The organism is Wolbachia endosymbiont of Litomosoides brasiliensis, assembly GCF_013366805.1.
Classification (GTDB): Bacteria; Pseudomonadota; Alphaproteobacteria; order Rickettsiales; family Anaplasmataceae; genus Wolbachia.
On sequence record NZ_WQMO01000023.1, the window covers coordinates 1 to 11,773 of the forward strand.

At 34.0% G+C, this 11,773-nt stretch carries 9 protein-coding genes; 1 reads left to right on the plus strand and 8 read right to left on the minus strand.

What is annotated here, in order from left to right; all coding sequences use genetic code 11:
* Window positions 1–45: 45 nt before the first annotated feature.
* From GO684_RS04395 to rseP, 6 genes are all read right to left on the minus strand, one after another.
* The gene (locus GO684_RS04395) at window positions 46–372 is read right to left on the minus strand and encodes a hypothetical protein (RefSeq protein WP_175939240.1); all 327 of its coding nucleotides are present in this window, start codon (window positions 370–372) and stop codon (window positions 46–48) included.
* Between the two features lie 75 nt (window positions 373–447).
* Entirely contained in the window at window positions 448–3,765 is a 3,318-nt protein-coding gene (locus GO684_RS04400) for an FAD-dependent oxidoreductase (protein WP_175939255.1), read from the minus strand.
* Between the two features lie 30 nt (window positions 3,766–3,795).
* On the minus strand, window positions 3,796–4,251 hold the full coding sequence (gene fabZ, locus GO684_RS04405) for a 3-hydroxyacyl-ACP dehydratase FabZ (RefSeq protein WP_175939243.1): 456 nt from the start codon (window positions 4,249–4,251) through the stop codon (window positions 3,796–3,798).
* 18 nt (window positions 4,252–4,269) lie between these two features.
* On the minus strand, window positions 4,270–4,830 hold the full coding sequence (locus GO684_RS04410) for an OmpH family outer membrane protein (protein ID WP_175939246.1): 561 nt from the start codon (window positions 4,828–4,830) through the stop codon (window positions 4,270–4,272).
* The gene (gene bamA, locus GO684_RS04415; protein WP_175939248.1) at window positions 4,831–7,167 is read right to left on the minus strand and encodes an outer membrane protein assembly factor BamA; all 2,337 of its coding nucleotides are present in this window, start codon (window positions 7,165–7,167) and stop codon (window positions 4,831–4,833) included.
* Between the two features lie 7 nt (window positions 7,168–7,174).
* Entirely contained in the window at window positions 7,175–8,299 is a 1,125-nt protein-coding gene (rseP, locus tag GO684_RS04420) for an RIP metalloprotease RseP (protein WP_175939257.1), read from the minus strand.
* 100 nt (window positions 8,300–8,399) lie between these two features.
* Between rseP and GO684_RS04425 the strand changes: the two genes are divergently transcribed.
* Window positions 8,400–8,675 carry an FAD assembly factor SdhE gene (locus tag GO684_RS04425; RefSeq protein WP_175939259.1) on the plus strand — a complete coding sequence of 92 codons (276 nt, stop codon included), beginning with the start codon at window positions 8,400–8,402 and terminating at the stop codon, window positions 8,673–8,675.
* A 367-nt stretch (window positions 8,676–9,042) separates the two neighbouring features.
* Here the strand turns inward: GO684_RS04425 and GO684_RS04430 are convergent, their stop codons facing one another.
* Window positions 9,043–9,321 (minus strand): HU family DNA-binding protein, encoded by a 279-nt coding sequence (locus GO684_RS04430; protein WP_175939250.1) that lies wholly within the window; start codon window positions 9,319–9,321, stop codon window positions 9,043–9,045.
* Between the two features lie 23 nt (window positions 9,322–9,344).
* Window positions 9,345–10,997 (minus strand): 30S ribosomal protein S1, encoded by a 1,653-nt coding sequence (locus GO684_RS04435; RefSeq protein ID WP_175939253.1) that lies wholly within the window; start codon window positions 10,995–10,997, stop codon window positions 9,345–9,347.
* Window positions 10,998–11,773 lie beyond the last annotated feature (776 nt).

Consider the following 11,773-nt stretch of genomic DNA (forward strand, 5'->3'; position numbering starts at 1 on the left):
TTACATAATAAAGTCTATAATACAATTGCTTTGCTTGAGAGTGCTTTATGCAAATTTATTATTTCTCTTTCTCATTCTGCAATTAAACAACTCTGCAATGTCACTTTTATTTAACCCGCTAACAATAAGAACTGGTGTCAGCACTGTCAATATCAGAAAGCTTGTTACATATTTTTGGATCTTTAACTGCATAGTGTTGTGTAAACTTGCATTCACTGCCGTCGTCTTTACAAAAAGAAAATTTTCCTTTTTGACACTATCTATGATAATGATAAATCTGTTGCCTTCTTCGTCTTTTGCTATAAATTCATTACCGCTATTATTTATAGAATATTGTTTCTTTGGGAAGGTAAGTGTTAAGTGATATGTCATAATACTACCTTAATAAAAAGGGCTGTTATAGTGTGGATTTGTTAATGAATGCTATCACAATCAGTCTGGAAAAACTTAATAAACCTCAGTAGGCTTGCCAGTTGGACCCATAAGAATAATTTGCTCATCTTCTCTTAAGTATCTACATAAATTAGTAGAGCCTCCGATTTCTAGCACAATAGTGGAAATAAGTCCTTTTTTTTTATCTACTTCAGTGCCGGTTACAGCTATACCTTCCATAGCAAAAGTTGTATTATTGATTTTTCTACTATTGGTTTCGAAATTTTGCAACCTAAAGAATTGCCCAGGCTGAAAATTTTTTGCAGCAAGTGGTGCTTTAATTACTACTTCTACAACTTTGTCTGTTAAATATTGGACTTTTACTACTTTCGCAGTGAATTGTTCTTTTATCCTATTAAAGAATTCTTCATTGGCCCGTTGAACTGGTGTCATCCCAGCACGTGGCACTGAGATCCAGTTCTTTGGTAATTTTACAGAAAATGTTGTATGGTGTGCTTGCTTATAATCGATTTTGCTGGATCTCAGTGCCACGCGCTGGGATGATAAGAAAGAAGCACTGGGGTGGCACTCTTTCTGGTGGAGGTTGCTCTTAAGCCATGGTGTTCGTACGGCTGTGTATTTAGGTACTGGGATGACATCCTTTGTGGTGAAAGTTACTCTTATGTCGCAACATTCATATAGTTGTGTATGTAGCGCTGAGATTCCAGTATTAAGTGCCAGAGTGGTAGGAGAAGATATTGGAATGACAGTAGCGGTGTTAACTCTACTCAGAAGCTGAGAAATAATAGGGTAACCGTTCTTGGCGCTTGCCATAGCTTTCACGACACTACCCCTATACGAAGGGTGAAGGTCACCAAAAAAACTAATTGTTCTATCACCTTGTTTATATACTAATATTCTATCTTTATTTTGCATTTTAGGAGAGAATATTGGATCTACTTCCTCTCCTAATGAGTTTAGGTGAGTAAAATATCCGTTGCTTAATTTAAAATGCTTTTTATCTTCTGTTGCAATAACTGTGTTTGGCTCAGTGCCTGCTGCTATAAGGATAGAGCGTGCTTTTATACACTTAATTTCGCGAGATTTTGTGTTGATCAGTTTTATCGACTCAGTATGGCTATATTTATCCGTCACGATTTCAACTGGCTCTAAGTTTTCGATAAAGTGGATTCCTTCTGATAATGCATTTTTCACCTCTTCGCTATTTAATCGGTAACTTGGTGAATCTTTTAGCTCTTTTCTGTATACAACTTTTACTCCCCCTAAGCTCTGCATTAGCTCCGATATTCTTGCTTCTCTATTCCCTTTTTTTGCTAATTCTTTCTCTTTGCGGATCAGCTGCGCGTGCGATATAAACTCATCCGCAATTTCGTGTTCTTCTTCTGTCCAATCTTTTTCAACATAGTCTTTTCCATATTTATCGACTAATACTTCGTAACGGAGAAGAAATTTTTCTGCTTGAATTGGATAATACGCTAAAGCTTCAGTTGCAGTGTCAATTGCAGTGAGTCCCGCACCTATGACAACTATCGGCATACGGATTTGCAGGTTTGCTACAGAATTAAATTTGAGGACACCGGTAAGTTGTAATGACATCAGAAAATCAGAGGCTATACGCACTCCACGAGCTAGTATATTTTTTATTTTTATCATTCGTGGTTTGCCAGAACCAAGTGCTAGGGCTATGTGATCAAAACCCAAATTGAATGCATCATCAACAGTTACTGTACTACAGAAGCGAATGCCTCCGTAGATTGCAAAATTCTCACGTCTTTCCAGTAATAATCTAATGATCTTTAAATAGTTTTTATCCCACCTAGAAGTGATGCCGTATTCTGCCACTCCACCGAATCCACTGGCTATGCGTTCACTCAATTTTTCATGTTTAAAATCTTTAATCAGCTGGAAATCATCGGTTAAAGGCTCTATTTTTAACCCATCAATGGCGATAACATTGTGTCCATCGTTTAATAAATGATGAGCTAAGTTAAAGCCTGCAGGACCAAGCCCAACAACCAGGACATTTTTTCCAGTATTTTCTTTTGGCAATGGCCGCTGAAAATTTAAAGGGTTCCAACGACTAAGTAAAGAATATATTTCAAATCCATATGGCAAACTAAGCACATCATCCAAAATTCTTGTTTCAATCATTGGCACATTCACAGGCTCTTGTTTTTGATATATGCATGAATTCATGCAGTCATTACATATTCTATGTCCGGTAGCTGCACACAACGGATTATCTATCATCACAATTGCAAGGCTTGCTATGTCGTACCCTTCGCTTTTTACCAGATTCATTTCTGATATTTTCTGTTCCAGTGGACAACCGTGCAGTTCAAGTTCTAGTGGGGATCTTTTAAAAGTATTGTAGTTATTTAGTGGACTTTTTATGCACCCCTCTGACATCTGAGTGTATTCCCCTGTCATCCTAGTGCTTGGTACTGAGGTCGACTCTTCTTTTTTTTTGGATTCCTGCATCACGCGCCAGAATGATACCGGAGTTTCCAATAACCCCTTTGAACAGCTATCCTTATTTTGCTTATGACAGAATATGCAATAGTGAGCATTATCTAATGCTTTATCTAAACTTGCCTTTTCACTCGTTAGGTCAAAGCCATATCGTCTTTTTATTTTGTTTGAATACAGCACTTCAACTTTATCCACTTCTTTTTTAGAAAATGGTATGAGGTTTTCGTGGTCAATTTTTTTGTAAATGCTAAAGAGTGTGCTTTGTTTATTTTTCACTCTCCATACTGCATATTGTGCTGCAAGTTCTATTTCATCTTTATGGTTTTCTCTATCTTCAAACCAGTTCATCACCTGCTCAGCAAATTTTTTTTCTGTTGTTGGTAATGTGAGGAAGTGATTTAGTTCACTAGTGACATGATCAATGTCTATATTGGTTGTATCGGCGTATTTCTTCAATGCGTAGCGTTGAACAAATAACCTTTTGCATTTGTATATTACAGCAAAGTCGTTGTGCTTTTTTTTGAACTCTTCTATTTCTTTTTCAACGTTGAAGAGTTTTGCAATAAACTCATTGAGTAAGTATGCAAGATCTATAATCAACTGGCTATCTGTCATTTGACTGGTTAATGTTGAGTATTTTCTGGATTTCAGTATCGCGCACTGGGATGACTCCGACGGAAAAGCTGTTTTTTCGCCTAACACTAGTTCTTTTTTTCTAGATTTCGATGTCCAGTGCTGAGATGACCCTGAAGAGTGGGCTGTTTCTTTTCTTGCTTCAATCAATGAGCAAAATAAATCTTCATCGCATGATTTGATATAATTTAAAAATGCCTCGTCTAACTTTATCAATCCATTGCGAGTGTATAAATTTGAAAATGAGGTGTTAAAATCCAGTGGCATTGCTATATTATACAGCACATACACTGTTTTTTACAGATAAAGGTTTTGTATGTTTTGCAGCATAGCTAAAATTGTTGCTTCTGCAACTTTTTCTTTGCCAACATATGCAAAACACTCAAATTTACATACACTTAAACACGCATTTTTAAAGTTAGCTTGAAGGATTAATGTATCTCCTGGAGTAACTGGCTTCCTGAATCTTGCATTTTCAATGGATATAAGGTAAGCAACTTTATTTTCCGTTATACTTTTACTGCCTCTCCCAAGAACACATATTGCAGATGCCTGAGCCAAGGATTCAACTATTAAAACTCCTGGCATTATTGGATGACCGGGAAAGTGGCCAATAAAAAATGGCTCATTGAAAGTCACATTTTTAATTGCTTTTATACTTTTACCTGGATCACATTCTATCACTCTATCTACTAAGAGGAGTGGATAAGAATGTGGTAGTATTTTTATAATATCACTAATATTACACTGCATGATACCCTTGAATTAAGCCTAATTAACACCTTTTAAAGTAAATTCTGGTATTTCCTTATTTATATTTTTTAATACCGCGCCTGATAAATCAATTTCATCCATAGAGTATAAAACTTGATTTTTCTTTGAAATAAATAATACCAAGTCTATATTGTTTTTTTCTGCCGTTTTTTTAGCAACTTCTTTTACCTTGTTAAACACACTATCTACTGCGTCCTTATAACTTTCTTCTAAGTATGACATTTTTTCATTGTAATTATCTCTAGCACTTAAAGCTAGCTTATTAAATTGCTCAGCCCTTTCTTTTTTTGCTTCTTCTGATAAAAGTTCAAGCTCTTCTTTGGAAGGCTTAAGTTTGTCTAGCTCATTTTCGAACTCATGCTGCAGCTTAGAGTTTTGCTCTTTTATTTGCTGTTGTATATTGTGCAAAGCAAGAGATTCATTGATAACTTTGTCACTATCAATAATTGCGACCTTTATGTTGAGCGCACCCTGAGGTTGGTGTTTTACAACCTTATAACCTGTAAGCAAGGAAATAACCAAGGCAACAACTGATATAAATAATTGTGTATATTTCATTTAAATCCCGACTTCAATAGAAAATTTAATATTTGATGGTGGCATTATATCATAGGGCTCCTTAGCTAAAGGAAATCCAAAATCTAATCTAAATCTACCACCAAAAGGAGAAGGCATTGAAAAACCAAAGCCTGGCGAAACTCTTACAAGCTTACTATTGTGATATTTCCCCTCATACTCCTTTTTAATATCTAAGCCGAAAAGCGTTGCATAGTCAACAAATAATGAGCCTTTGATACCAATGTAATTGTATAATTTTGGTAGCGGAAAATCCACTTGTTGTGTTAGGTTAAAATAAGTTTTGCCTCCTAACGAGCTTTTATTTTTATCTTTTGCTCTTGGCCCAATACCAGAAAGGTCAAACCCCCTAATTTCATTGCCGCCTTTAAAAAAGAGCTGGCCAATGTTTAGCTCTTTATCAGTATAGGAAAAGATGTAACCTGCTGCCATTTTAAAACGCAGTATTATATCATTGTCGATTTTCCTTAATATAGGATGCACATAAAAAGATAAGAATTCAGATTTTAGAAAATTCATATTTCCTCCAAGCCCAGAGATATCCTGGCTTAAGCGTAATAAATACCCCTCTTTTGGAGCATGAAAATTGTCCAGTTTATTATATGTTAATGTGTATCCTACTGATGAAATTTGGTATTCACCTTGTTGACTTCGTATTATTTCAGAGATATCTTCATCTTTTCCACCCTTATTGTTCATGTGTATATGGTTATACTTGTAAGAATAACGAATAGAATTAGTTAAGTTTTCTATAATTTTATGTAATAACTGTGCTGTTCCTCCCAAATCATAGCTATCAAAAGTAGTGTTTGGTTTATCTTGCCTTTCATAAAATACATCTACACCTAGTGATGTATCAGAATCATTAAGATTGTTTTCAACAACTTCCACATTGGTAGAAAATACATATTGACTCTTCTCAAGGGCAAATGAGAGCTCTTTTCCAGTACCAAATAAATTACGATCTTTGAAATCAGTTTTTATAAATGCTCCACCAGGAAAAGACACACCTCCTCCTAAATACAACAAGGTAGTACTTCTTTCTTTAACATTTAAGTTGAGATTTACTGCATTATCATTAATCACGTGACTATTTATTTTTACTGTTTCGAAGAAATCACTACCAATTAATCTTCTACGTGACTTTTGAATTTCAGATGTATTGTACGCGTCACCTTCTGCTACACTGAGCTTGCTTCTGATTACTTTATCTAAAGTACGATCATTACCGTCGATTGTAATTTGATTTATATAAATCTTTTTACCTGGCAACACTCTATAAGTTACATCTACAACATTATCGTGTTGTACGTATTCTGGATTAACTTTTGCAAATATATATCCTACCTCATTTAAATGCTTATTTATCTTTTCCGCCGTATTTTTCACTTCAACCATATCGAATACTTTATTGTCTTTTTTAACTATCAGTTCCAATACTCTCTCTTTTAGGTCTGGATCTTGAATTTCAGCTTCAATATTAACTTCATTGCTTCCAAACAAATATTGTTGTCCTTCATCAATCAAAAAAGTTAACTCTATTTGATTATTATTATCAATCTCAACAATTGGCTGAATACTGTTGTTGATATAACCCTTAGATGAGTAAAAGCGATCAAGCAATTCTTCATTAATTAACAAATACTGTGACGAATAATGATTTCCACCTTTAAAAATGGCCCTAAACAACTTATTAAATATATCATTACTTTGCATTTTAATAGCTTGCTCTAGCTCATTTTCAGAAAAGTTTTTACTGCCTATAAATCTCACGCTCTTGACTCTAGAGGTTTTACCTTCCTTTACTTTAAAGATTAAATTAACCCTATTACCATCAAGCTTATCCAGCTCATGTTCAATTTTAACACCAATCTTACCTCTATGCCTGTAGAGGGTGACTAAATTCACTAAATCACTTTGCAATTTTGTCTCAGTGAAAATAGTTAAAGGTTTTGATTGGACTACGTTATTTAGTAGTTCTTTGCTTTTAAATTGCTTATTACCTTTTAATATTACCTTGTTAATCAGTGGATTTTCTTGGACTTTTACTACCAGTTTTTTTTCGTTATCGATATAGGCATGAACACTGGCAAATAACTTTGTTTTATATAAGCTTTTTATAATCGAATCTATGTCGTTATCGTTTACATAACTATTGGGCTCTAATTTGATGTAAAACTTTATTGTTTGATCGCCAACTCGTTTGTTGCCAATGCATTGGATATCCTTTATCTGCGTTTTTTCATTATTTTCTGAAGCGGCAAGTAGGGTGGAAAAAGAGATAAAAATTACTATTAGTATATAAAATAGTTTTCTCATATTTATCTTAAAAAAAATGCCTTATATCGTTTGAGATTGCGATTGCCATTAGCAAGAGCAGAACGAAGGCACCAAAAGTAGCTGCGTATTTTTGATATTTCAAACTCAAATCTCTACGTATGACCGCTTCTATAACGTAGTGAAATAAGTGTCCACCATCGAGTAGTGGGATTGGTAGCAAATTAATCGCAGCTAAATTAGCTGAGATAATTGCCATAAAATATAAAACTATAATAAATCCTTTTTTGGCTGATTGTCCTGAATATTTTGCGATTTTTATCGGGCCACCTATTTCATTTACACTTCTCTTACCAATGATAATTTGAAAGAGAGATTTGATTGTTAAGCACATGGTATGATAAGTTTCGCTCAATGACAAGCTCACAGCTCCAAGAAAAGATGACTGCTTTAACTCCTTCATATTAATTGAAGTAATTCCTATAGTTTTTCTTTTTATTATATTGCCAAAAATATCCTTATCTTCAATTGTTGATGGAGTAAGACTAGCGCTAAGCTTCTCATTATTTCTACTATATCTAATTTCTATTCTCGTCTCAGGGTTTGACATCATTACACGTGAAATATCTTCAAAGTATTTTATTTTATATTCATTGATCTGTGTAATAGTATCGCCTGGTAATAGGCCAGCATGTTTTGCTGCACTGCCTTCAATTACCTTTCCAATTACCGGTGGAGTGTGGTAATAACCTACTGTGCTAAAAAATATCGTTAAGGCTATAACGGAAAATATCATATTTGCAAATGGTCCTGCAAAAACTATCACTGCTCTTTGATATCGAGGTTTTGTATGGAGTGAATATGGTTTTTCCTCTTTGGTTAATTCTTGTTGATCAATTGGGACGCTTGTTGCGTTGCTGTCTCCTAGCATTTTAACATAGCCGCCAAGTGGAACAGTGCTTAATTTCCATCTGGTTCCAGACTTATCATGAAAACCAAAAATTTCAGGACCAAAGCCTATAGAAAAAGACTCGACTTTAACTTTGTATGCTTTGGCGATGATATAATGTCCATATTCATGCACAAATACTACGACAGAGATGGTTAAAGAAAATGACAAAAGATTGTATACTCCATCACCAAATTGATGAATAAGATTAGAAACTATTTCCACCTGTATTTTTTTAGATCTTAACCAAGCGTTAAGTATATTAAAACATGCCTCGCTTGACAAGTGCTTAATTTAATCTTTTAATTAAAAAAACTCAATGACAATGACAGATACCTCTTTATTAAGAAAAAAATTGACATATAGAAGCTGGCATAGAGGCTGCAAAGAAACCGATATTCTTTTAGGGCACTTTGTACTGAAGTATCTTGACAAGTTTTCCTTGGATGAACTAATTGAGTATGAGAAAATAGTTGATCTTGATGACTATGAGTTATATTGCTACATAACTTGCAAGGTAAATCTTCCTTCTAACTTAAGTAGTGAGATGGTCAATTTGATTGCTCATTTTATTAAAGCTAACCCTTTATGCACTCGGTGATCTTATTTATCCTATCTAACACTTCAGTATATTCTGTTCTTTTTTTATTTCTATAGTTTTCACGTTTTTGATTTACTTCATCCAGTTTTTTGTTAGCTCTAAAGCTTTGTCCTCAAGGATCAATGCTGCAAGTGGGAAATTTAATGCATTTGGAGCCCTTACTTCCAGTTTTGTAAGATATGAAACTAACTAGCTTGTTAAAGCTATTAGCAAGATGTAATGATTAACCTTTCTTTCCACTTTCACAAGATATTTTATATGTACTATTGCATATAACTATTTCCACTACTTGCATATAATGCTGAAAGTGTTTATTGTACAGTGTTAACTTAAACCTCTACTTTCATCTTATTTACAGTATAAACTTTTATTCATTTATTAAATCGGATAATTTTTTACTGCTACGAAAATATGTTTTAAAGTATTGATTTTTTGCGAACTTCTGTAATATCGAATGACTTGTTTCTTTTAGGTTATAACTCCTAATTGAAAAGGAACCAAACCCCCTAATTTCAACTCTGTTATGACGCTCCAATGTACTTGAAAGTATCTCAAAAAATCTGTTGACTATAGCTGCTATGACTACCCTCTCTAAAAGAGGATACCTTTTTGCTACTTTCGTTATTATATTAGATTTCGTTGCCATTTACACAAAGCTAAAGTTACATGTTATTTAGCGGATAGTACTACATTGTATTCTTCAATACCTAATACTTCAACTTCTATTTTGTCTGATATAGAAAACTTTTTACTTTCTGGTAGATATTCTTGATCTATTAAGAGAGCTACATCATTTTCAACTTCAACAATTAGTCCACTATCTTCTCTTCTACCTACAGTAACCTGCATTTTATCGCCTACCTTGACTTTCTTTATCAGCTCTACAAGCGGATCGTACTCTATTTGTTTTATGCCAAGATAAATTCTTGTTCGATTCACGTTAGCTCTGATTACTTTTGCTTCTATTGTGTCACCCACATTATACTTTTTTATCTCATCTGAACCATTTTTAGACCAGCTTAGATCTTGTGCATAAATTATTCCTTCCACGTTTTCATCTATTTCATCATCATCAAAAGTAACGGACATGTATAAGCCGGTATTATTTTTAACTTTACCGGAAATAATAGAACCAGGAGAATATTTATTGACAAATACTTGCCAAGGATTATCTACACATCTTTTCATGCTCAAACTCATCCTGTTTTTAGTGATGTCAACATTGAGAATTTTAACAGATACCTCTTGTCCCCTAGTTACAAGACTGCTAATTGGCAAATTACTTTTAACCCAAGTTATTTCCGATGAGTGTACTAAACCTTCAATTCCAGGTTTAAGTTCAACAAATAATCCATAGTCTTCTATACTTGTTATATGGCCTTTGTGTATGCTATCGGCCTGGTATTTTGACTCTATATCTTGCCAAGGGTTATCCTCTAGCTGCTTTATGCCTAGAGAAACTTTCGCATTTTCCTTGTCTATTTTTATAATTTTAACTTTTATGACCTGACCATAAGTAAAAACTGCAGATGGATGGCTTACTCTGCTCCAAGAGATGTCTGTGATATGTAGTAGTCCATCTATCACTCCCACTGCATCTGATTCATGAATACCGACGAATACACCGTAATGAGTGATACTCTTTATTTTCCCTTCTATTATATCGCCCTCATTTAAAGATTCTAAGAACTTAGCTTTTTCACCAGCATGCAATTTTTCTAATACCAGCTTCCTCGATACCACAATGTTACCCTGTTTCTTATCCATTTTAAGCACGATAAACTTTTGTTCAGTTTCAATAAGGTGCTTAGCATCTTTTACTTGCTTTAAATCTACATGGCTTAGCGGTAAAAAGGCGCTTATTCCATCACCAAGGTCAACAATAAAGCCACATTTAATTGAACGTTTAATCACTCCACTTACTTCAGCTTTTGTAACTGCGTCTTCTTCTAGCTTATTCCATTTTTCATCCCTAATTGCTTTTTCGCGACTAAGAACTACGTTACCATGATAATCTTCAATTCTTTCTACATAAACTCTGACTTTGGAACCAATAACAATTTCATCATTATAACCGAATTCCTTGATTGGAATCCTTCCATCAGACTTTAGCCCAATGTCAACTACGATATCGTTAGGGTTCACTCTCGTAATTACACCTTCTACTGCATCTCCTTCCTTGATTTTATTAATGAAAGAATCTTCAAATAAAACATTATCTTGATCTTCAAATTGGTCTTGGTACATCTCCTCTATAAACTTGTTTGATGATAGTTTTCTGATATTGACAGGTAGACTTACAGTTGGATCATTATCATTCATGCGATGGACCTTTAATTTAAACTTTATTAGAAATCATATATTATATAACGTTAGCAGCTATTTACAAGCAGTTTTTCTATAGGGCCTTTCCAAAGCTTGTTTGGGCTATATAGTACAGCTGATTAAAATAGGGTTGCTACAGCAGGCTTTATGGCATATCAGAACCAGTATCTGTGAAGGCAAGGAGGTGGCATAATTTATAGAGGTTTGCTTGTAAATCTTGTGCGGCTTGTTAATATCATATTAAGCAGTTGACAGTTACTGAAATGCTAGCCATAGTATTTCCATAATATATTAAATTGGAGGGTAAAGTGGATTTTATACTAATCTCCACTGTATTAAGGAATGAAAGGAATAAGTGGATAATAATGGAAAGGAAGCAATGCTTGAAGTAAGTAAAATAGCGAGATTTAAATAGCATTAAAATCAAAATTATTGAATGAAAAAGTCGTGGAATTGGCAAAAGAAATACTGAAGAAAGTGCGAAATAGCGTATGTATTGTAAAAAAAAATTTAAATGCTGTAATTGCAGTAAAAAGCATAGTATAAGTAGCACTAACTGCATGGATAAAGCACTAAAACTTGGAAGAGAGGTAAAATTATTTACTCCCCCTCAACGTTGTGAAAGAACTAGATTGGATCAGAGTCAATTTGAATAAGTTGAAGCATAGATATAAGAAAACTCTAACATTATCATTTAAAGAAATTAGGATAAGAATCCAGGAAAAATTTGGCTTGAATGTTAGAAAATTTACAGTACACCATAATATGCAAAA

Coding starts and splice junctions, on each gene's coding strand:
- GO684_RS04395 (WP_175939240.1), bottom strand. CDS start 372: ATGACATATCACTTAACACTTACCTTCCCAAAGAAACAATATTCTATA.
- GO684_RS04410 (WP_175939246.1), bottom strand. CDS start 4,830: ATGAAATATACACAATTATTTATATCAGTTGTTGCCTTGGTTATTTCC.
- GO684_RS04430 (WP_175939250.1), bottom strand. CDS start 9,321: ATGGCAACGAAATCTAATATAATAACGAAAGTAGCAAAAAGGTATCCT.
- fabZ (WP_175939243.1), bottom strand. CDS start 4,251: ATGCAGTGTAATATTAGTGATATTATAAAAATACTACCACATTCTTAT.
- GO684_RS04425 (WP_175939259.1), top strand. CDS start 8,400: ATGACAGATACCTCTTTATTAAGAAAAAAATTGACATATAGAAGCTGG.
- GO684_RS04400 (WP_175939255.1), bottom strand. CDS start 3,765: ATGCCACTGGATTTTAACACCTCATTTTCAAATTTATACACTCGCAAT.
- bamA (WP_175939248.1), bottom strand. CDS start 7,167: ATGAGAAAACTATTTTATATACTAATAGTAATTTTTATCTCTTTTTCC.
- GO684_RS04435 (WP_175939253.1), bottom strand. CDS start 10,997: ATGAATGATAATGATCCAACTGTAAGTCTACCTGTCAATATCAGAAAA.